Here is a 21589-nt window from a genome sequence, read left to right as displayed (position 1 = left end):
CCACCTTTCGGTGGCCTCTCGCTATTGCAGGTGTAGCCTTACTTTCTTCTATTATGCGGTTTTGGTGCGAATCAGATAGTCAAACGAACTCAGAGACGCCTTCGCCCCTTCGCCCGTGGCGATAATGATCTGTTTGTACGGCACGGTGGTGCAGTCGCCCGCCGCAAACACGCCTTTCACGCTGGTTTCACACTTCGCATCGATGATGATTTCGCCCATGCGGTTGCGCTCAATAGCCCCTTCCAGCCAGGTGGTATTTGGCAGCAGACCAATCTGCACGAAGATCCCAGACAGCTGAACGCTGTGCACGTCGCCGCTCACGCGGTCGCGGTATTCCAGGCCCGTCACTTTGCTGCCGTCGCCCTTCACTTCCGTGGTCTGCGCGTTCAGTACGATATCGACGTTTTTCAGGCTGCGAACTTTATCCTGCAGTACCTGGTCGGCCTTCATCTCTGGAGCGAACTCCAGAAGGGTAACGTGCTCAACAATCCCCGCCAGGTCGATAGCCGCTTCCACGCCGGAGTTACCGCCGCCGATCACCGCCACGCGTTTACCTTTAAACAGCGGGCCGTCGCAGTGCGGACAGTAGGTCACGCCTTTGGTGCGGTACTGATCTTCGCCCGGGACGTTCATGTTGCGCCATTTCGCACCGGTGGCAATGATAATGCTGCGCGCTTTCAGCACCGCGCCGGACGCGGTTTCAATCTGGTGTAAACCACCCTCTACTGCGGCCGGAACCAGCTTGCTGGCGCTCTGGCTGTCGATAACGTCTACGTCATAGTCGCTGACGTGCGCCTTCAGCGCCCCCGCCAGCTTCTGGCCTTCGGTCTTCGGTACGGAGATGTAGTTTTCGATATCCACGGTATCGAGCACCTGGCCACCAAAGCGTTCGCCCATCAGGCCGGTACGAATACCTTTACGCGCGGAGTACACCGCTGCCGCCGCACCCGCAGGGCCGGAACCGACGATCAGCACGTCGTAGGCATCGCGTTTGTTCAGCGCTTCCGCCGCACGTTTTTCAGCACCGGTATCCACTTTGGCAACGATTTCGGTCAGCGTCATACGCCCCTGGCCGAACTCTTTGCCGTTCATGTAGACCGCCGGAACGCCCATCACGTTGCGATCGGTGATTTCATTCTGGAAGGTACCGCCGTCAATCGCCGTGTGCTTGATGCGCGGGTTCAGGACCGACATCAGGTTCAGCGCCTGCACCACGTCCGGGCAGTTGTGGCAGGAGAGCGAGTAATAGGTTTCAAACTCAAAATCGCCGTCGATATCGCGGATCTGCTCCAGCAGCGCCTGCGCTTCTTTTGACGGATGACCACCGGTCCACAGCAGTGCCAGCACCAGTGAAGTAAATTCGTGACCCAGAGGCGAGCCGGCAAAGCGCGGTCCCTGATCGGAGCCTGGATTGGTAATCAGGAAAGAGGGCTTACGGACCGGCAGCGCGTTGTCTTCTTTGAAGGTCACTTTCGGCGACAGCTCGGCGATCTCCGCCAGCAGTTCCTTGATCTCTGCCGATTTTGCGCTGTCGTCCAGCGTGGCAATCAGCTCAACGGGTTTGGTCAGTTTCTCAAGGTAGGCCTTGAGCTGGGTTTTCATGTTAGTGTCGAGCATTGTTCTTCCCTCTCTTAAGACGTCATCATGCAAGCTGCCTTATACGGGCGGCCTGAATGCAACTTGCATCATGGTGCTGGAATGAAATGGGCGCGGGTGCGCCCATTGATTGTCGGATGGGCAAAACTTAGATTTTACCAACCAGATCTAAGGATGGAGCCAGCGTTGCTTCGCCTTCTTTCCATTTCGCCGGGCACACTTCGCCTGGGTGAGAAGCCACGTACTGAGCGGCTTTCACTTTACGCAGCAGGTCAGAAGCATCACGGCCGATACCTTCAGCGGTAACTTCGATAGCCTGGATAATGCCCTGCGGGTCAACAACGAAGGTGGCGCGGTCAGCCAGGCCTTCATCTTCACGCATGTTGTCGAAGTTACGGGTCAGGGCGCCAGTCGGGTCGCCGATCATCGCGTATTTGATTTTCGCGATGGTTTCAGAGCTGCTGTGCCATGCTTTGTGGGTGAAGTGGGTATCGGTAGAGACAGAGTAAACGTCTACGCCCAGCTTCTGCAGTTCGTCGTAATGGTCTGCAACGTCACCCAGTTCAGTCGGGCAAACGAAGGTAAAGTCAGCCGGATAGAAGAAGAAGACGCTCCAGCGGCCTTCGGTATCTTTCTCGGTAACTTCGATGAACTCACCGTTTTTGAACGCCTGGTTTTTGAAAGGTTTAATTTTGGTATTAATCAAAGACATCTGTACTTCCTCCGTGTTTTCGTTGAGATGTAAGGTAACCAACTTTATTCATCGGGGCTAATGCGTATGCTTTATCAAATCAATCAGCCAAACCTTACAACGTCGACAAGACAACAAGGTGAACCTTTTACAGGAAAGCCTGAAAGTAAAAAGGCCGCCTCAACGGGCGGCCCTGATACCTGAATTCCCCGCAGGTACATTCAGTGCCAGCCGAAACTGGCGTTGCGTTGCGCTCTACAACCCTTTATATCAAGGCGGTAACAGCCGTTTGATTACACCACCCGCGCAGGGATTGAGCAATCCATAAGAGAGGCATTCCTGCCTATGGCTGTGATAGGTTGTGTCGAACATCATTCCGGAGCGCTATCAATTGATTTTTATTATAAAACCATCGCAATATATAAATGACAATTGTCATTTAAAATGATCGCACCCTTTTTCTAAGATAAAATCATCTCAATCGCTTTTGACGCGCCATTTCAATAATGTGCCACCGTGATATATTAAGATGATTTTAATTTAAAACTAAGAGAGCTAACCAAAAGAGTTATAAATGGTTAGCCTCAAACTATTGTTATCAGTTATATGATAACCACAGCAAACGCAGTACCCTCAGGACGAAACATGGCAAACCTCTATGACCTTAAAAAATTCGATCTTAATCTGTTAGTCATTTTCGAGTGCATTTACCAACACCTTAGTATCAGTAAAGCCGCCGAGACGCTGTATATCACCCCCTCTGCCGTAAGCCAGTCACTGCAACGTCTGAGAGGACAACTTAACGATCCTCTGTTTATTCGTTCCGGTAAAGGGATCACGCCCACGACCGTCGGCGTCAATTTGCATCATCATCTGGAACAAAACCTGAACCAGCTGGAGCAGACTATCAATATCATGCACAGCAGCGGGTTGAAGAAGAACTTTGTCATTTATTGCCCGCATTTTATGAGTACGAAAGCAACGCTTGACCCTATAAAACTGCTCATGGACAACCATAACTATTCAATTGAATTGCATGATGTTTTTCTTTCTCCTGATTCTGCGGAAGATCTCTTAGCCTACCGAAGAGCCGACCTGATATTTTCGTTTTCTTCTTCGAACAGTCACTCTATCGCCTGTAGCCTCTACCATAAGCTTCCTTTCGTTCTCGTTTGTCGGGAGGGTCATCCCCGTCTCAGCGAAAATCCTACGCGTGAAGAGATTCTGAATGAAAACTTCACCGCCTGGCTGAACGATGAGAACAACTTCAAAGGCTATCAGGAAAAGGCCGATAACCTGTTATTCGAAAGAAATATCGTCTATCGTAGCGACTCTTTTATATCCCTTCTGTCGGCGATCGGTTCGTCCGACCTCATAGGATTAGTGCCCGCACCGGCCTTCGAACAATATGGGCCAGCCCTCAACCTGCGCAAAGTGGAAACAGATACTCAATTACCCAGTATTGATATTTACCTGATGTACAATCGTTCCGCGCTCAATAGCTCGGCATTCGCGAGCTTTATTGAAGAAATATCCTTACCGTGAGATATTTCTGTGGTTCTCGCAAAAAATGGGAACCACACCGTTAAAACATTCACCACCGTTATAAAATTACGCGACATATCCGTTACATATCCAATTAATGATTGACTGTTATAATCCGCTCTCTAGTATTGACGCTACAGTCAGGTATTTATCCCTCAGGATGAGAATAAGCATGTCACTTTATAAATACCCTATAAATCAGGATGTACTTACTGCTGCCCGGGAGCGAATAAAATGGACTCTCGAAAATTTACCCAGAACCTGTGTCTCTTTTTCAGGTGGTAAAGACTCCACCGTCATGCTGCATCTGGTTGCCCGACAGGCGCGACTGATGAACATTAAAATAGATGTGCTCTTTATCGACTGGGAAGCGCAGTTTTCCCATACCATTACCCATGTGGAACATATGCGCGAGCTGTACAGCGATGTCATCGACCATTTCTGGTGGATCGCGCTTCCCCTGACAACGCAAAATTCACTTTCGCAATTCCAGCCGGAATGGCAATGCTGGGAACCCGGCAACCGATGGGTCCGCCAGCCACCTGACGATGCGATAACCGATCCCGCTTTTTTTCCCTTCTACCAGCCAGGCATGACGTTTGAAACCTTTGTCCGCAGTTTCTCCGACTGGTTCTCTCGCAATCGCCCGGCAGCAGTTCTGATTGGCATCCGCGCCGATGAGTCTTACAACCGTTTTCTGGCTATCGCGTCGGCGCGCAAGCAGCGGTTTGCCGACGATAAGCCCTGGACCACCGTCGCTCCGGGAGGACATGCCTGGTATATCTACCCTCTCTACGACTGGAAAACCGCCGATATATGGACCTGGTTCGCCAAATCGGGATGTTGCTATAACCCGCTCTATGACCTGATGTTTCAGGCTGGCGTGCCGCTACGCTACATGCGTATTTGTGAACCTTTTGGCCCGGAGCAGCGCCAGGGATTATGGCTTTACCACGTTGTTGAACCCGATCGCTGGGCGGCCATGTGTGAGCGCGTGAGCGGTGCGCGCAGCGGGGGGATGTACGCCGGACACGATAACCATTTTTATGGTCACCGAAAAATTCTGAAACCCGAACATCTGTGCTGGCGGGAATATGCCATGCTGCTCCTCGACAGCATGCCGCAACATACGGCTGAGCATTACCGCAATAAAATCGCCATTTATCTGCACTGGTATCAGAAGAGAGGCCTGGAGGATATTCCCGATACCCAGGACGGTGATATCGGTGCCAAAGATATTCCCTCATGGCGCCGTATTTGTAAGGTTCTCCTTAATAACGACTACTGGTGCAGGGCGCTATCGTTCAGCCCAAACAAACCCAAACATTATCAGCGCTACAGCGACAGAGTGAAGGCGAAACGCAAGGAGTGGGGCATATTATGCGACAAAGACTAATCAACGAGATAGAAACGTACCTTGAGTCACTTCCCGAAGAGGATCGCATTAACACCATAAATGCTTTTCGTGAGGCGATCCATCAACACAGTCCGTTTCGTGAGCAACCGATAGACTGCGTCCTCTGGATCAAACAAGACGCTATTACCGCTAACGACTACAACCCCAATAACGTTGCGCCACCAGAAAAACGGCTGCTCAGTAAGTCGCTGGAGCTCGATGGATTCACCCAACCTATCGTTGTGACAGAAAGTAAACCGCAACACTACGAAATTGTGGATGGTTTTCATCGCCATGAAATCGGTAAAAATCGGGCGGCGTTGAAGCATCAGCTCAAGGGGTATCTCCCCGTCACCTTCCTGCGCCAGGACCGACAGGATAAACATGACCGTATGGCTGCCACTATTCGTCACAACCGGGCGCGGGGTCGACACCAAATTAACGCCATGTCGGAGATCGTTCGCGAGCTGGTGCAGCTCGGCTGGAATGACGAGAGAATAAGCAAGGAGCTGGGAATGGACGGCGATGAAGTCTTGCGCCTCAAGCAAATCAACGGTCTGCTGGAGCTGTTTGCAGACCGCCGTTACTCAGAAGCCTGGACGGTGAAATAATCAGAGCGTGTTAAGACGCTCTGCCGCCGCCAGCAGCGTCGATTCCTGCTTCGCAAAGCAAAGACGAATCAGCTTATGCGGGAAGGGATCGGCGCAGAATACCGACAGTGGAATGGCGGCCACGCCCACCTCTTTCGTCAGCCACTGGCAGAAACTCACGTCGTCCAGATCCGATATCGCGCTGTAGTCGGCGAGCAGGAAATAGGTCCCTTCTGAGGGCAAAATTTCCAGACGGCTTTTGCTTAGCGCCGTCACAAACAGATCCCGACGTTCACGATAGAAGTGCGGCAGCTCGCGATAGTGCTCCGGCTCGGCGCGCAGCATATCCGCCAGCGCCAGCTGAGCCGGCGTGTTCACGGCAAAGGTCAGGTACTGGTGCACCTTGCGCAGCTCGGCGCTGATAGCCGCCGGTGCGACGCAGTAGCCTACTTTCCAGCCGGTCATATGGTAGGTCTTACCGAATGACGAGACGGCGACGGCGCGCTCGCGAAGCTGCGGATGGGCCAGCACGCTGGCGTGTCCCTCTTCAGCAAAGCAGATGTGCTCGTAGACTTCATCGCTTAACACGTATATTTCACGTTCCGCAATCGCCTGCCACAGCGCGGCGAAATCGGCCTTTTGCCACGCCGTCGCCGACGGGTTGTGCGGAGTATTCAGGATCACCAGGCGGGTTTTATCGCTCAGCAGCGCAGCAAACGCCTGCCAGTCGGGGCGAAAATGCGGCGGCTGAAGCGCCACGCGCTTCACCACGCCGCCGGAGAGTTCAACCGCAGGCGCATAGCTGTCGTAGCTCGGATCAAAGCAGATGACTTCATCGCCCGTACGCACCAGCGCGGTGATGGCCGCATAGAGCGCTTCGGTCGCCCCTGCCGTCACCGTAATATCGCTGTTCGCATCGGGCTTATGGCCGTACAGCTCCGCCGTTTTATCCGCAATGGCTTCCCGCAGCGCCTGCACGCCCGTCATCGGCGCATACTGATTCGCTCCCTGCGCCACGTGGTACGCCAGGCGCTCCTGCAGATAGGTCGGGCCGTCGAAATCCGGAAAGCCCTGAGAAAGGTTAATGGCGTTGTGCTGCTGCGCCAGAGCGCTCATCTGCGTAAAGATGGTAGTACCAAGATTGGGAAGTTTACTCTTCGGAATCAATGCGTTATTGCTCATTGTGTTGTGCCTGCTTGTAATACTTATGTTGCTGCCACTATAACACGATGTTAGTCTTTGGCAATCAAGACGCTTAGACGTCTAAACCATATAAATATTCCTGGCCGCGAGGGTAAAAGGAAATGACAGACAACCTGCAACTCACACATCTTGTCGACGCCTGCCGCTGGATTGGCGCCAAAGGCTGGGCGCCCGCCACCGGCGGCAATATGTCGGTGCGTCAGGACGAACGCCTCTGCTGGCTCAGCGAATCCGGCAAAGACAAAGGCAGCCTGACAACGGCGGACTTTCTGCAGGTTGAAATTGCCACCAACCGCGCGCCGTCTGGCCGCAGGCCGTCGGCGGAAACCGGTCTTCACACGCTGATTTATCGCCTGTTCCCGGAAGCCAACGCCGTCCTGCACGTTCATACCGTCAACGCCACGGTGTTGTCGCGTCTGGTCAAAGAAGCCGAGCTCAACATCAGCGGTTTTGAGATGCAAAAATCCCTCACCGGGCAGACCACGCATCTGGATACGGTGGCTATCCCGGTCTTTGATAACGACCAGGATATCGACGCCCTCGCCTCCCGAATCGCCCATTACGCACAGGAACGCCCGCTTAATTATGGTTTTCTTCTGCGCGGTCATGGCTTAACCTGCTGGGGACGCGACGTGGCCGAGGCCCGGCGTCATCTGGAAGGATTAGAATTCTTATTTGAATGCGAAATGCGTTTACGACAACTGGAGAGAGTATGATTCGCGCGATTGTGACGGATATTGAAGGGACCACCAGCGATATCCGTTTTGTCCATGATGTTTTGTTCCCCTACGCGCGTGAGCGGCTGGCGGCCTTCGTGACCGCGCAGCAGTACGCCGAGCCGGTCAAATCCATTCTGGACAACCTGCGTGATGAAATCGCTAACCCGCACGCCAGCGTCAGCGAGCTTATCGACGCCCTGTTTGCCTTTATGGATGAGGACCGCAAATCCACGGCGCTCAAAGCCCTGCAGGGGATCATCTGGCATGACGGCTACGTGAACGGCGACTTTACCGGCCACCTCTACCCGGACGTACTGCCTGCGCTGGAAAAATGGAAAGCGCAAGGGATTGATCTCTATGTTTATTCCTCTGGCTCCGTCGCCGCGCAGAAACTGTTATTTGGCTACAGCGACGAAGGTGATATTACTCATCTGTTCAGCGGCTATTTTGATACCCACATCGGCGCCAAGCGCGAGGTGCAGTCCTATCAGAACATTGCGGCGCAAACGGGCATCGCCCCGTCGCAGATCCTGTTCCTGTCCGATATTCATCAGGAGCTGGACGCGGCTGAACAGGCAGGTTTTCGCACCCTGCAGCTGATTCGCGGTGATGATGACGGCGCAAGCCATCACCATCAGGTCCACCAGTTTGACGAGATTAATCCGGAGCAGATCCCTTCATGAGCGCATTGACCATTTATTCCGATAAAGACGCCAGTCAACACCAGTGGCACAGCACCGATGCCGCCGAGATCGCCCAGCAGCTCAACGCTAAAGGCGTGCGGTTTGAACGCTGGGCTGCGGATCGCGATTTAGGACACGATCCCGCACCTGAAGCCGTGATCGAGGCGTATCAGCATGCGATCGACAAACTGGTGGCAGAGAAAGGCTATCAGAGCTGGGACGTGATCAGCCTGCGCGCCGACAACCCGCAGAAAGAGGCGCTGCGCGCGAAGTTCCTGAACGAACACACCCACGGCGAAGACGAAGTGCGCTTCTTCGTGGAAGGCGCGGGGCTGTTCTGCCTGCACATTGGCGATGAGGTGTTTCAGGTACTGTGCGAGAAAAACGACCTGATTTCCGTTCCCGCGGGCACGCCGCACTGGTTTGATATGGGCTCGGAACCGAACTTTACGGCGATCCGTATTTTCGATAACCCGGAAGGCTGGGTGGCGCAGTTTACGGGCGATGCCATCGCGGATGCGTATCCACGGTTAGCATAATCTTTTCTCCCTCTCCCTGTGGGAGAGGGTCAGGGTGAGGGCATCAGCGCGCGCTACGCGTTAAGCCCTTTTGCGTACCCCACCAGTTGATCCAGCACAATCCCCCACCCTTCGTGGAAGCCCATCTGCTCATGCTGCTCGCGGATTTCCTTCGTCGGATGACGCGCAATCGCCGTGTAGCGGGTCTTGCCCTCACCCACATCTTCCAGCAGCAGGATCGCCGTCATAAACGGCTTCTCGGCCGGTTTCCAGCCTTCGGTATAGCCGTCGGTAAAGACCAGCTTTTGACCCGGATCGATTTCAAGAAATACGCCCCGATTATCCATCCGCTGACCGTCAACCTCAAACACGGTGTTGAACCGCCCGCCCACGCGCAGGTTGAGGTCGCATTCGGTCACCTTGTGGGGAGCAGGAATGAAGAAGTTTTTGATGTGTTCCGGCGTGGTCCAGCACAGCCACAGCAGGTCGCGCGGGGCATCCACCACGCGCTCCAGTTTTAAGTCAGTTTCAGGATCCAGCGTCACGATAGTGTCCTCTTAAGGGAACCCATTAAAGGATAGCCGGACTCAGGCGAATTTCCCGTTTGCCACCGCTTCCGGCGTGACCACGCCCGTATCCAGCACCCAGCCGCTAATGAGTGAGGCAGGCGTAACGTCAAACGCCGGGTTATAAACCTGCGCGTTTTCCGGCGCCCACTGCACCGCGCCAAAGCTTCCGGCCACGCCCGTCACCTCGCTGGCGGCGCGCTGCTCAATCGGGATCGCGTCACCGTTCGGGCAGTCCGGATCGAGGGTCGTTTGCGGCGCGGCCACGTAGAACGGAATGCCGTGGAATTTCGCCAGCACCGCCAGAGAATAGGTGCCGATCTTGTTCGCCACGTCGCCGTTGGCGGCAATACGATCTGCGCCCACCCACACGGCGTCCACCTGCCCTTTTGCCATCAGGCTGGCGGCCATGGAATCGGTAATCAGCTGATACGGCACGCCCAGCTCGCCAAGCTCCCACGCGGTCAATCTGCCGCCCTGCAGCAGCGGACGGGTTTCATCCACCCAGACGTTGCTGACGTTACCCTCCTGATGCGCGCGGGCAATCACGCCCAATGCGGTGCCGACGCCCGCCGTTGCCAGCCCGCCGGTATTGCAGTGGGTCAGCAGGCGGCTGCCGGGCTTCACCAGCGCGCTGCCGGCTTTGGCAATCGCGTCGCAAAGCCGTTTGTCTTCGTCAATCAGGCGCAGCGCTTCGGCCACCAGCGCCGGAACATACTCTTCCTGCCACAGCGCAATCTTCATGCGGTCGAGATTGTTCATCAGGTTCACCGCCGTCGGGCGGGAGGCGCGCAGGGTTTCCAGCGCCGCCGCCAGCTCGTCGCGGCTTTTGCCGTTTTCCGCCAGCAGCGCCAGCAGCAGGCTTGCAGAGAGACCAATCAGCGGCGCGCCGCGCACGCGCAGGGCGTGGATATGCCCGACCAGCGCCTCGACCGTCGAGGCATCCAGCCAGCATTTCTCCTGCGGAAGCGCCTGCTGATCGAGAATAAAGAGCTGATTATCCGCCACCCGCAGGCTGGTCGTCTGTAATGTCTGCATGTCGTTAATTCCCTGTTGCGTTGTTGTAGCACATTGTGTCAGGATGAAATCCAGATGTATAGACGTCTACATGTCTTAATTAGAAAACTCGTGAGGAGCTGGCCATGTCGCAATACCGTACCTTTACCGCTCAGGACGCCGTGGAGTATGCCAGGCAGTTTGGCGGACTTGACGATCCTTCATCGCTGGTAGAGGCGCAGGAAGTAGGCGACGGCAACCTCAATCTGGTCTTTAAAATTTTCGACAGCGCGGGCGTAAGCCGCATCGTCGTTAAGCAGGCGCTGCCCTACGTCCGCTGCGTCGGCGAATCCTGGCCGCTGACGCTGGACCGCGCCCGCCTTGAAGCGCAAACACTGGTCGAGCACTACCAGCACAGCCCGCAGCACACCGTGAAAATCCACCACTTTGACCCGGAGCTGGCGGTGATGGTGATGGAAGATCTCTCCAGCCATCGCATCTGGCGCGGCGAGCTGATCAACAACATCTACTACCCGCAGGCGGCGCAGCAGCTGGGCGAATACCTCGCGCACGCGCTGTTCCACACCAGCGATTTCTATCTACACCCGCACGCCAAAAAAGCGCAGGTAGCGAAATTCATCAACCCGGAGATGTGCGAGATCACCGAAGATCTGTTCTTCAACGATCCGTACCAGATCCACGAGCGCAACAGCTACCCGGCCGAGCTGGAAAGTGAAGTCGCGGCCCTGCGCGACGACGCCCAGCTAAAAATTGCCGTGGCCTCCCTGAAGCACCGCTTCTTCTCGCACGCCGAAGCGCTCCTGCACGGCGATATTCACAGCGGCTCGATTTTTGTGGCCGACGGCAGCCTGAAGGCCATCGACGCCGAGTTCGGCTACTTTGGCCCGATTGGCTTTGACGTCGGCACCGCCATCGGCAACCTGCTGCTGAACTTCTGCGGCCTGCCGGGGCACCTGGGCATTCGCGATGCCGCTGCCGCGCGCGAGCAGCGCCTGACCGATATTCAGGAGCTATGGAACACCTTCGCGGAACGCTTCCAGGCGCTGGCAAACGAGAAAGCGCGCGACGCCGCGCTCGGCGCGCCGGGCTATGCCTCCGCGTTCCTGAAAAAGGTCTGGCATGACGCCATCGGCTTCTGCGGCACCGAGCTCATTCGCCGCAGCGTCGGGCTTTCCCACGTCGCGGATATCGACACCATACAGGACGAGGCGATGCGCCACGAGTGCCTGCGCCACGCAATAACGCTCGGCAAAGCGCTGATTGTCATTGCCGACCGCATCGACAGCGCCGAAGATCTGGTGGCACGGGTGCGTCAGTACAGCTGAGTGCATTTGGTTTTCTCCCTCTCCCCGTGGGAGAGGGAGAAAACCGCACTCACCCCAGATACTCAATCACCGACAGCCCGCCGTTATAATCCGTGCTGTAAATAATCCCCTGCGCATCCACAAACACGTCGCACGACTGGATCACCTGCGGGCGATTCGGCCGCGTGTCCATCATTCTCTCCGGCGCGGCGGGCACCAGTGCCCCGGTTTCCACCGGTCGATACGGATTGGAAATGTCATACGCCCGCACGCCCGCGTTCTGATAGGTCGCAAAAATCAGCGTCGAGCTGACAAAGCTCCCCGGCCGGTTCTCGTGCAGGTTATGCGGGCCAAAATGCGCCCCTTTCGCCACGTAGTCGGTTTCATCCGGCTGCGGGAAGGTCGAGATGCTGACCGGGTTCGACGGCTCGCGGATATCAAACAGCCAGATCAGCTTTACGCCGTCCTCCTGGTTATCCAGCACCGCTTCGTCCAGCACCACCAGCAGATCGCGGTCCGGCAGCGGCAGCGCGGTGTGCGTCCCGCCGCCAAACGGTGGACTCCAGTTGCGGTGGCTAATCAGCTTCGGCCGGGTGCGGTCCTTCACGTCCAGCAGCGTCAGGCCGCCGTCGCGCCAGCTGCCGTAGGCGGTATCGCCCGCGATAATCGCGTGGTGCAGCGCGTAGCGTTTCCCTTCCGGCCAGTTCGGCTTCTCCCCTTCGGCCTGGTTCATCCCCGGCAGCCACCAGCGCCCCGCCACTTCGGGCTTACGCGGATCGGCCAGATCGATGGTCAGGAAGATGTAGTCGGTAAAGCCGTCAATCAGCGCTGAAACGTAGGCCCAGCGTCCGCCGACGTACCAGATGCGGTGAATGCCGATGCCGCTCAGCGACAGAAAGCCGATTTCGCGCGGCCTGTCGGGCGTGGAAATATCAAACACGCGAAGTCCGGCGCTCCAGCCTTTGTCCTGCACGTCGCTGACGGTCTCCCCCACCTGGCGGGTGTAATAGACCTTCTCGTCGGCAAAGCGGGCATCGGCAAACAGATCCCGAGCGTTAATTACCAGCAGCAGGTCGTCATGCGCCTGCAGGTGCACGTTCCAGGTGCCGGGCGGCGCGGGCACGTAGCCCGCCGCTTTCGGGTTTTTCGGGTCGCGCACGTCCACAATCGAAAAGCCCTGCGACACCATATGGCCGATCCAGGCGAAACCGCGATGCACCATCAACTGCACGCCATCCGGGCGACCGCCCTGATCGCTATGGCCAATCAGCCGCATGTTGCGGCTGTATTCAGGCGTAGGGAGCACGCTCATTTATTTTTCGCTTCCAGCGTCGCAAACCACGGCGCGATAAAATCTTCCGTCTGGCCCCAGCCCGGAATGATTTTCCCCAGCGACGCCACGTTCACCGGGCCCGGCTGGGCGGTCAGCAGCGCCTGAGGAATAGCCGCCGCCTTAAAATCGTAGGTCGCAGGCGTCGCTTCCCCGGCAATCTTGTTCGCCACCAGACGCACGTTCGTCGCGCCAATCAGCTTCGGATCCACCGCCACGCTCACCTTCCACGCGCTGCCCGGCTCGCGCATCAGCTGCAGATCCTGGTTGGAAATGTCGATGCTGTAGAGCTTGATCTCGGTGCGGCCGTTCTCTTTCAGAGCCTTATACGCGCCCTGGCTGAAGGCGTCCCAGGTTCCCCAGATGGCGTCGATTTTGCCTTTCGGGTATTTCGCCAGGATCGCGCCCACCTTGTTGGCGGTATCGCCCTGCACGTCAGAGGAGACGGCGCCGATAGACTCCAGCTCTTTGATGTCCGGATACTGCTTTTGCAGCTCTTTATAGGCCGCCTGACGACGCTCCATCGGCGGGAAGCCCGCCACCCACAGCTTGACGATATTGGCCTTGCCGTTGAAATCTTTCGCCAGCTGGCCGAAGGAGAGGTTCGTCAGGGAGGCATCGTCCTGCTGCGTGACGGTCACGCCCGGGATCTCGCCGTTAACCGCGGTATCAAAGACGGAGACTTTGATACCGGCATCCACCGCTTTCTTTACCAGCGCGGTGGAGTAAGGATCGCGCCCCTGGGACAGGATAATCCCGTCATACTTCTGGCTGATCGCCTGGTTCACAAAGTCCTGGAATTTGGCGTCGTCCCCGTTGCTTAAAAAGGTGCTGACCTTAAAGCCGAGCTTTTTCCCTTCCTGAATTGCCCCGGCAATAAACTGCGTGGTGTTGTCGTCTGAGCCGAGGTTACGGATCACCGCGATGCGGATCGGGCCGTCATGGTTCGCAATGGCCGCCGGAAGCGGTGCGGGCGTAGCCGCGAAGCCAGGCAGAGCAGTGAATAACCCTAATGCCACCAAAGAGAGTGCAATCTTTTTCATTTTTTATCCCGTTGTGTTGTCAGCGTTTTTGTATGTAGGTAATCGCCAGCGCTACCGCGAGCACCAGCCCTTTTATAATGTCCATGGCGTAATACGGCACGGAGAGCATCACCAGCCCGTTCGACAGCACGCCGAGAATCACCGCCCCGACCAGGGTTCCCAGCGCGTTCGGCTTGCCGGATCCGGCCAGCGAGAAGCCAATCCACGCCGCCGCCACCGCATCCATCAGGTAGCCGCCGCCCGCATTCACCTGCGACGAACCGATGCGCGAAGCCAGCAAAATCCCGCCCAGTCCCGCCAGCAGAGAGGCAATCACGTAGGCCGCCACCTTGTAGCGCGTGGTGCGAATGCCGGAGAGACGCGCGGCTTCGGGGTTGCCGCCGATCGCGTACATCCGGCGCCCGTGCGTGGTCAGCGACAGCCCCAGCTGCGCCAGAACGGTCACCACCAGCATGACGATCACGATGGTCGGCACCTGCCCCAGCAGGCTGAACGCCGCCGGAATGGTCCCTTCCGCCATGTCGCCGCTCGGCAGCACCATATTCTCGGTAATCGACCCGCCGTAGCTGTAAGTCATCGCCACGCCCTGGATCACAAACAGGCTGGCAAGCGTCGCCAGCATGTCCGGAATACGCAGGATGACGATCAGAAAAGCGTTAAACAGCCCCACCAGCGTGCAGAGCGCGAGGGTGATCAGAATCGACTCGGTGGTACCAAAGCCGTGCCAGACGAAAAGCGAAATCACCAGCGCGTTCGCCAGCGAGGCGGTCGATCCGACCGACAGATCGAACCCGCCGATGGTCAACGAAATCGACACGCCAATGGCAATCACCGTCACGATGGCAATCGAGCGCAGAATATTGATGATGTTGTTCGGATCGAGGAAGCTGTCCGACGCCAGGCCAAAGACGGCCACCAGCGCGACGACGGTTAACAGCATGCCCCACCTGTAGAGAAAATCGAAAATCTGCTGGCGGCCAGACGCCGCCGCGTTCACTGAAAGGGCCTTGCTCACGACGCCGTTCCTCCGGTTGAATAATAAAGTAGTGTCTCTTCGCGGGCCTCGGCCCCGGCGATTTCCGCCACGATGCGCCCGTCCCACAGCACGCAGATGCGGTCGCATAGCCCGACCAGCTCGGCAAACTCGCCCGAGGCGTAAATCACCCCTTTGCCCTCGCGCGCCAGGCCGTCAATCAGCTGGAACAGATCGGTTTTGGCCTTCACGTCCACGCCTTTGGTCGGCTCGTCGAATATCAGCACGCTGGCGTCATTGCGCAGCCATTTGCCGATGGCGACCTTCTGCTGGTTGCCGCCAGACAGACGGCGCAGCACCTGCCCTGGCCCGCGCGTACGCACGCCGACGCGGGCAATCACCTCTTCCGCCCAGCGCCACGCCTGACGATGGCCGAACAGGCTCCAGCGCGAAAAGCTGTTATCTGCCGTGACCGCCAGGTTCATGCTCACCGGCTCGTCGATAAAAATGCCCTCTTTGCGCCGCTCCTCCGGCACCAGCGCCAGACCGCGCAGCACGGAATCCACCGGATCGCGCGGCTGCCAGGATTGATGATTCAGCTCACCGCGCGCCACGCGGCTTTTGCTGGCGCCAAAAAGCGCCTTGCAGAGTTCAGTTTTTCCCGCGCCCGCCAGCCCGGCAATCCCGAGAATTTCGCCTTTGCGCAGGTGCAGGGAGATATCTTTCAGCAGCGCGTCATCGTGCAGACCTTCCACCCGCAGCAGCGTCTCGTCGCCGTGCGGCGGACGCGCGGGCGGATAGATATCGCTCAGCACGTGTCCGAGCATCTTCTCGACGATCGCTTCACCGCTGAGATCGGCCATCGGGCCGGACTCGATCAGCTTGCCGTCGCGCAGCACCGTCAGGGTGTCGCAGATGGCCTTCAGCTCGTGAATGCGGTGGGAGATAAACACCACGCCGATGCCCTGCTGCTTTAAACGTCTCACTACCGCAAACAGGCGCTCGCTCTCATGCGCGTCCAGCGGCGCGGTAGGTTCATCAAGAATCAAAAAACGGCAGTGGTGGGACAGCGCCCGCGCCAGCAAAATCTGCTGCTTTTCGGCCAGCGAACAGCCGTCGATGGAACGGCGAACGTCCAGCGTCACGTCGAGCTGCGCCAGCGCCTGTCTCGCCTGCTGGCGGATCGCGCGCCAGCTGAAGCGATGCCCCGGCTGCGCCAGCTGGTCGAGCATGATGTTCTCAGCGATGCTTAACCCCGGGATCAGCGCTACGTCCACTTCCTGTTGCACAAGGTGGATCCCCAGCCGTTTGGCATCGAGCGGTTCACGGATGCTCACCGGCTGGTTGTTAATGCTGATCTCGCCCTCATAGTGGTCGTGCGTGCCGCACAGCACCGCCATCAGGGTCGATTTCCCCGCGCCGTTGGCGCCGGTCAGCGCGTGTACGGACCCGCCGGTTAAGGTGAAATTCACGCGCGACAGCGCCTGAAAGCCGGAAAAGGCCAGGCTGATACCGCGCATCTCAAGGCGACTGGAAACCATCCGCGTAAATCCTTCATTACTCTTCTGATTTATCGAATTTTTCACAGCTCCGGTTGACTGACAACGACGGAAAAGGCATAAGTTAAAGCGAAATATTATTAGCCATCCGGATGTCCAGACATAACATCGGGTTAGCGCTTCCGCAAAAAGGACACCATCATGAGCAACACCGATATCCGCGTCGTGCCCGGCCCGGCGAACTACTTCTCTCATCCCGGAAGCCTTGCGCAGCTGGATAACTTCTTTACCCCGGAGCAGCTTTCCCGCGCGGTGTGGATTTACGGCGAGCGCGCTATCGAAGGCGCGCGCCCTTTCCTGCCGGAGAGCTTTAACGCGCCGGGGGCGAAACGCCTGCTGTTTAAAGGCCACTGCAGCGAGCGCGACGTCACCCATCTGGTGAATGAATCCGGCAGCGACGCCAGCCTGGTGATTGGCGTCGGCGGCGGCGCGGTGATGGACACCGTCAAGGCCGTGGCGCGCCGCTTAGGGGTGCCGTTCGTGGGCATCCCCACTATTGCCGCTACCTGTGCGGCGTGGACCCCGCTCTCCGTCTGGTACAACGATGCCGGTCAGGCGCTGCATTTTGAGATCTTCGACGACGCCAACTTCCTGGTGCTGGTGGAGCCGCAGATCGTCCTTAACGCCCCGGCGGAATATCTGCTGGCGGGCATCGGCGATACGCTGGCGAAGTGGTACGAAGCCGTGGTATTGGCACCTGAGCCGGAGAACCTGCCGCTGACCGTGCGGCTGGGCATCAACGGCGCGCTGGCGATCCGCGACGTGCTGCTGGCGCGCAGCGAAGAGGCGCTGGCCGACCAGCAGCGCGGCGAACAGACGCAGGCGTTCCGGGACGTGGTGGATGCGATTATCGCCGGCGGCGGGATGGTCGGTGGCCTGGGCGAACGCTATACCCGCGTGGCGGCGGCGCATGCGGTGCACAACGGCTTAACCGTGCTGCCGCAGACGGAAAAATACCTGCACGGCACCAAGGTGGCCTACGGCATTCTGGTGCAAAGCGCCCTGCTCGGCCAGGACGACGTGCTGGCACAGCTGGTCGCGGCGTACCAGCGTTTTAACCTGCCGACCACGCTTCGCGAGCTGGACGTCGACATCAATAACCGCGACGAGCTGGATCGGGTCATCGCCCACACCCTGCGCCCGGTGGAGTCGATTCACTATTTACCTGTTACGTTAACGCCTGACGTTCTGCGCGCCGCGTTTGAGAAGGTGGAATCCTTCAGCCGTTAATTGCCCTGACCGACTATACCTAATGATGATTCTTACCACTCTCGTAACGAGGTCATCATGCAGATCGATTTAACAGGTAAAAAGGCGCTGGTTACCGGTGCCAGCCGCGGGTTGGGTCGTGCGATTGCCCTGTCGCTGGCGCGCGCCGGTGCGGATGTGATTATTACGTATGAAAAATCTGCCGATAAGGCCCAGGCGGTCGCCGATGAGATTAAGGCGCTGGGGCGACACGGCGAAGCCGTGCAGGCCGACAGCGCCAGCGCGCAGGCGATTCAGGATGCCGTTACCCATGCGGCGCGTTCCCTTGGCGGCTTGGACATTCTGGTCAACAACGCCGGGATCGCGCGCGGCGGCCCGCTGGAGTCCATGACGCTGGCGGATATTGACGCCCTTATCAACGTCAACATCCGCGGCGTGGTGATCGCCATTCAGGAAGCGCTGGTCCACATGTCCGACGGCGGGCGCATCATCAATATAGGCAGCTGCCTGGCAAACCGCGTGGCGCAGCCGGGCATTGCCGTTTACTCGATGACCAAATCGGCGCTGAACTCCCTCACCCGCGGGCTGGCCCGTGATTTAGGGCCGCGCGGCATTACCGTTAACCTGGTACATCCCGGGCCCACCAACAGCGATATGAACCCGGAAGACGGGGAACAGGCTGACTCTCAGCGTCAGCTTATTGCGTTGGGTCATTACGGTCAGCCGGAAGACGTCGCGGCGGCGGTAACCTTCCTTGCCAGCCCGGCGGCCGGGCAGATCTCCGGTACCGGTCTGGACGTGGACGGCGGTTTGAACGCCTGATCGCAATCTCACTGCAAGCCTCTGTCGCCTGGCAGAGGCGTTTCCGATCGCCCTCGACGGTTCGCGTTTTGCCGCTTTCTCCGGTTATTTCACCGCTCTACAGTACCCCATTAGAAATTCGGAATTTATCTAATAGCCTTATTATTTTCTTATACTTTGTGTGGGCGTACAGTGGAGGTACGGATGAAGATTGTCTGGTCAAATGGTGCAAAGAAGGCGTTTTCAAAGATTGACGAGCGGTATCAGCGTCGCATTGAGGTAAAGCTTGCTGAGCTGGATGACCGCTCGGCTCCCCGGCCCGATATCAAAAAAATATCGACGACAGAAAATCATTTCCGGCTTCGCGTAGGCGATTACCGTATCGTCTATACGCTTCGGGACGATCCCGATGACCATTGTTATGTTTTGGCCGTCAAGCGCAGAACTTCAACGACTTACCTGCATGAGGAGAGTGCCAACTATGGCTGTACAGCTAATCAAGGACGATAACGGGAAAACGCAGTACGTCGTTATTCCCTATCACGAATATTTTCGTATGCTCTTACAGATGGCAGAAATTGACGACGAAACCGACGACGATCTGGAGGATATTGAAGTCGAACACGATAGTCTGGATGACGTGGAATTGCCGGGAGAAGTATGCAGCATCATGACATGGCAGAACGTCAGCCTGCAGGCCGCGTGGCGTATCCTGCGCGGATTATCCCAGCAGGAGGTAGCTGAAAAACTCGGCATCACCCAGTCCGCCGTGTCACAGCTGGAAGCGCTGGACTCCCGTCCGCAAAAGCGCACCCGTGAAAAGCTGGCGGCTATCTACGGCTGCAAGCAGGAGCAGATCAGCCTCTATTTACCGAAAGAGGGTTAACAGCACTTCGCTCCGCCCTTGCCGCCGTAGCGGGCATCCTGGCGGTCGCGGAAAAATTCTTCGTAGGTCATTGGCGTCTGGTCCGGATGATTGACGCGCATATGCTCGACGTAGTTGTCGTAGTCCGGCACGCCAATCATCATTTTGGCGGCCTGGCCCAGGTACTTACCTGCTTTGGAAAGGGTGTCGAACATAATCAGTTTCTCTTTTGTTTCCGGCCCTCTCCCGGAGGGAGAGGGCCGAGAAGAAATGCAGGCCGGGTAAGGCGAAGCCGCCACCCGGCACACAGGTTAATGCGCCCCTTTCGCCTGGGTCACAATCTCTTCCAGGTTTTCAGGCATCGGCTCGTACGGCGTCTCTTTCGCCGTTGGCTTATCGTTTTTCAACGCCGCCAGCGCGGTCTTGAGAGAATACAACGCCAGCACCACGACCACCACCATAAAGAAGATGGTCAGCCCGGCATCCAGACGGTTGTTAAACACCAGCTGCGACAGCTGCGACTCGGTGTACTGCGCCGGGATCTTACCGCTGTCGATCATCGCCTGGAACTTGTTGGCGATCGCCAGGAAGCCCACCTTGTTGTCCGGGCTGAAGGCTTTCTGCCAGCCCGCCGTCAGGGTACAGATCAGCAGCCACGCGGTTGGCACCAGTGCCACCCAGGCGTAACGCTGGCGCTTCATCTTGAACAGCACCACCGCGCAGAGCATCAGCGCCATGCCCGCCAGCATCTGGTTGGCGATACCAAACAGCGGCCACAGGGTGTTAATTCCGCCCAGCGGATCGACCACGCCCTGGTGCAGGAAATAGCCCCACGCCAGCACGCACAGCGCCGTCGCCAGCAGGTTAGCCGGGAGCGAATCGGTACGCTTCAGGTTCGGGGAGATCACCCCCAGCAGGTCCTGCAGCATAAAGCGCGCCGCACGGGTTCCCGCATCCACCGCCGTCAGGATAAACAGCGCCTCGAACAGGATGGCGAAGTGATACCAGAACGACACGTCCATCAGCCCGCCCAGCGCGCCGTGAAGAATATACGCCATGCCGACCGCCAGCGTCGGCGCCCCGCCCGCACGGGAGATAATCGACTGCTCGCCCACTTCACTGGCGATGCTCGTCAACGTATCAGGAGTAATCGCAAAGCCCCAGCCGCTCACCACCTGCGCGGCGGACGCCACCACGTCAACGGTGCCAGCCGGTGCCAGTACCGCCATCGGGCTGTTCATCGCGAAATACACGCCCGGGTCGATGATACAGGCAGAGACCAGCGCCATGATGGCGACAAAGGATTCCATCAGCATGCCGCCGTAGCCGATCAGGCAGGCCTGATTTTCATTCGCCAGCATCTTCGGCGTGGTCCCGGAGGCGATCAGCGCGTGGAAGCCCGACACCGCGCCGCAGGCGATGGTGATAAACAGGAACGGGAACAGATTTCCGGTCCAGACCGGGCCGGTACCGTCGATGAATTTGGTTAACGCAGGCATGGTCAGGGTCGGGCGCATAATCAGAATGCCGATCGCCAGCCCGACGATGGTGCCGATTTTCAGGAACGTAGAGAGATAGTCACGCGGAGCCAGCAGCAGCCATACCGGCAGCACCGCCGCCACAAAGCCGTAGCCCACCAGCATCCAGGTCAGCTGGACGCCGGTAAAGTCGAAGAACGGCGCCCAGGTCGGGCTTTCCGCCACCCAGCCGCCGGAGATAATGGCGAACACCAGGAACACCAGGCCAATTACCGACACCTCACCAATGCGGCCCGGGCGCAGGTAGCGAATATAGATCCCCATAAACAGCGCCAGCGGAATGGTGAAGGCAACGGTATAGGTCCCCCACGGGCTGTGGGTCAGCGCTTTCACCACGATCATCGCCAGCACCGCGAGGATGATCACCATGATCATAAAGGTCGCCACCAGCGCAATCACCCCGGCGGTTGCCCCCATCTCCTCTTTCACCAGCCCACCCAGCG

Annotated in this window: 22 protein-coding genes; 11 read left to right on the top strand and 11 right to left on the bottom strand. The window is 57.8% G+C overall.

Annotation, left to right across the window (positions count from 1 at the left end; genetic code table 11):
• Positions 1-51: 51 nt before the first annotated feature.
• On the bottom strand, positions 52-1617 hold the full coding sequence (gene ahpF, locus NUX24_RS00110) for an alkyl hydroperoxide reductase subunit F (protein WP_047650564.1): 1566 nt from the start codon (positions 1615-1617) through the stop codon (positions 52-54).
• A gap of 127 nt (positions 1618-1744) precedes the next feature.
• Positions 1745-2308, bottom strand: a complete 564-nt coding sequence (gene ahpC, locus NUX24_RS00105) for an alkyl hydroperoxide reductase subunit C (protein ID WP_008501015.1) — start codon at positions 2306-2308, stop codon at positions 1745-1747.
• 624 nt (positions 2309-2932) lie between these two features.
• Between ahpC and NUX24_RS00100 the strand changes: the two genes are divergently transcribed.
• The 3 genes from NUX24_RS00100 (at position 2933) to NUX24_RS00090 (ending at position 5839) form a co-directional block, all read left to right on the top strand.
• Entirely contained in the window at positions 2933-3832 is a 900-nt protein-coding gene (locus NUX24_RS00100) for a LysR family transcriptional regulator (protein ID WP_257829113.1), read from the top strand.
• Between the two features lie 172 nt (positions 3833-4004).
• Positions 4005-5228 (top strand): phosphoadenosine phosphosulfate reductase, encoded by a 1224-nt coding sequence (locus tag NUX24_RS00095; RefSeq protein ID WP_126329015.1) that lies wholly within the window; start codon positions 4005-4007, stop codon positions 5226-5228.
• Positions 5213-5839, top strand: coding sequence for a ParB/RepB/Spo0J family partition protein (locus NUX24_RS00090; RefSeq protein WP_257829109.1), 627 nt, complete (start codon positions 5213-5215; stop codon positions 5837-5839). Before NUX24_RS00095 ends, NUX24_RS00090 begins: the two co-directional genes overlap by 16 nt.
• On the opposite strand, the gene NUX24_RS00085 is transcribed toward NUX24_RS00090, so the two are convergent.
• Positions 5840-7000 (bottom strand): pyridoxal phosphate-dependent aminotransferase, encoded by a 1161-nt coding sequence (locus tag NUX24_RS00085; RefSeq protein ID WP_257829106.1) that lies wholly within the window; start codon positions 6998-7000, stop codon positions 5840-5842.
• Between the two features lie 122 nt (positions 7001-7122).
• On the opposite strand from NUX24_RS00085, the gene NUX24_RS00080 reads away from it, so the two are divergent.
• From NUX24_RS00080 to NUX24_RS00070, 3 genes are read left to right on the top strand one after another with little or no spacing between them, the layout of a single operon-like run.
• On the top strand, positions 7123-7737 hold the full coding sequence (locus tag NUX24_RS00080; protein WP_033144913.1) for a methylthioribulose 1-phosphate dehydratase: 615 nt from the start codon (positions 7123-7125) through the stop codon (positions 7735-7737).
• Positions 7734-8423, top strand: a complete 690-nt coding sequence (gene mtnC / locus NUX24_RS00075; protein WP_008501009.1) for an acireductone synthase — start codon at positions 7734-7736, stop codon at positions 8421-8423. Before NUX24_RS00080 ends, mtnC begins: the two co-directional genes overlap by 4 nt.
• A complete protein-coding gene (locus tag NUX24_RS00070; protein WP_193804848.1) occupies positions 8420-8962 on the top strand; it encodes an acireductone dioxygenase in 543 nt (180 codons plus the stop codon). The genes mtnC and NUX24_RS00070 overlap by 4 nt, the downstream gene beginning before the upstream one ends.
• Before the next feature lie 53 nt (positions 8963-9015).
• Here NUX24_RS00070 and NUX24_RS00065 read toward each other — a convergent pair whose 3' ends face one another.
• Both NUX24_RS00065 and mtnA read right to left on the bottom strand, forming a co-directional pair.
• Positions 9016-9486: an SRPBCC family protein gene (locus NUX24_RS00065; RefSeq protein ID WP_257829097.1), complete on the bottom strand. Its 471-nt coding sequence runs from the start codon at positions 9484-9486 to the stop codon at positions 9016-9018.
• A gap of 42 nt (positions 9487-9528) precedes the next feature.
• The gene (gene mtnA, locus NUX24_RS00060; RefSeq protein WP_257829096.1) at positions 9529-10545 is read right to left on the bottom strand and encodes an S-methyl-5-thioribose-1-phosphate isomerase; all 1017 of its coding nucleotides are present in this window, start codon (positions 10543-10545) and stop codon (positions 9529-9531) included.
• A 104-nt stretch (positions 10546-10649) separates the two neighbouring features.
• Here mtnA and mtnK point away from each other — a divergent pair, with 104 nt between their 5' ends.
• Entirely contained in the window at positions 10650-11849 is a 1200-nt protein-coding gene (mtnK, locus tag NUX24_RS00055) for an S-methyl-5-thioribose kinase (RefSeq protein ID WP_257829094.1), read from the top strand.
• A gap of 49 nt (positions 11850-11898) precedes the next feature.
• On the opposite strand, the gene NUX24_RS00050 is transcribed toward mtnK, so the two are convergent.
• Genes NUX24_RS00050 through NUX24_RS00035 form a run of 4 tightly spaced genes read right to left on the bottom strand, consistent with a single transcriptional unit; the run spans position 11899 to position 16715 of the window.
• Positions 11899-13140: an LVIVD repeat-containing protein gene (locus tag NUX24_RS00050; RefSeq protein WP_257829091.1), complete on the bottom strand. Its 1242-nt coding sequence runs from the start codon at positions 13138-13140 to the stop codon at positions 11899-11901.
• A complete protein-coding gene (locus NUX24_RS00045; protein ID WP_047650553.1) occupies positions 13137-14201 on the bottom strand; it encodes a sugar ABC transporter substrate-binding protein in 1065 nt (354 codons plus the stop codon). The genes NUX24_RS00050 and NUX24_RS00045 overlap by 4 nt, the downstream gene beginning before the upstream one ends.
• Positions 14202-14220: 19 nt before the next feature.
• Complete coding sequence (locus NUX24_RS00040; RefSeq protein WP_023334863.1) at positions 14221-15216, bottom strand: ABC transporter permease; 996 nt, start codon at positions 15214-15216, stop codon at positions 14221-14223.
• Positions 15213-16715, bottom strand: a complete 1503-nt coding sequence (locus tag NUX24_RS00035; RefSeq protein ID WP_257829088.1) for a sugar ABC transporter ATP-binding protein — start codon at positions 16713-16715, stop codon at positions 15213-15215. The genes NUX24_RS00040 and NUX24_RS00035 overlap by 4 nt, the downstream gene beginning before the upstream one ends.
• Before the next feature lie 159 nt (positions 16716-16874).
• Between NUX24_RS00035 and NUX24_RS00030 the strand changes: the two genes are divergently transcribed.
• The 4 genes from NUX24_RS00030 to NUX24_RS00015 all read left to right on the top strand — a co-directional run bounded on the left by NUX24_RS00030 (position 16875) and on the right by NUX24_RS00015 (position 19629).
• The gene (locus NUX24_RS00030) at positions 16875-17963 is read left to right on the top strand and encodes an oxidoreductase (protein WP_257829086.1); all 1089 of its coding nucleotides are present in this window, start codon (positions 16875-16877) and stop codon (positions 17961-17963) included.
• 57 nt (positions 17964-18020) lie between these two features.
• On the top strand, positions 18021-18764 hold the full coding sequence (locus NUX24_RS00025; protein ID WP_032638782.1) for an SDR family NAD(P)-dependent oxidoreductase: 744 nt from the start codon (positions 18021-18023) through the stop codon (positions 18762-18764).
• A gap of 183 nt (positions 18765-18947) precedes the next feature.
• Positions 18948-19253, top strand: coding sequence for a type II toxin-antitoxin system RelE/ParE family toxin (locus NUX24_RS00020; RefSeq protein WP_126329025.1), 306 nt, complete (start codon positions 18948-18950; stop codon positions 19251-19253).
• On the top strand, positions 19225-19629 hold the full coding sequence (locus tag NUX24_RS00015; RefSeq protein ID WP_047650548.1) for a helix-turn-helix domain-containing protein: 405 nt from the start codon (positions 19225-19227) through the stop codon (positions 19627-19629). The genes NUX24_RS00020 and NUX24_RS00015 overlap by 29 nt, the downstream gene beginning before the upstream one ends.
• Here NUX24_RS00015 and NUX24_RS00010 read toward each other — a convergent pair.
• Complete coding sequence (locus tag NUX24_RS00010) at positions 19626-19823, bottom strand: YbdD/YjiX family protein (protein ID WP_006809671.1); 198 nt, start codon at positions 19821-19823, stop codon at positions 19626-19628. The two genes, NUX24_RS00015 and NUX24_RS00010, sit on opposite strands and share 4 nt — an antisense overlap.
• A gap of 96 nt (positions 19824-19919) precedes the next feature.
• Positions 19920-21589: pyruvate/proton symporter CstA (gene cstA / locus NUX24_RS00005; protein WP_257829077.1), on the bottom strand; the 1670-nt coding region annotated here is incomplete at its 5' end.

The organism is Enterobacter sp. HG048, assembly GCF_024702055.1.
In the GTDB taxonomy this organism is placed as follows: domain Bacteria; phylum Pseudomonadota; class Gammaproteobacteria; order Enterobacterales; family Enterobacteriaceae; genus Enterobacter; species Enterobacter dykesii.
Note: the sequence above shows the minus strand (reverse complement) of the source record. Positions and strands in the feature narration are given on the sequence as shown.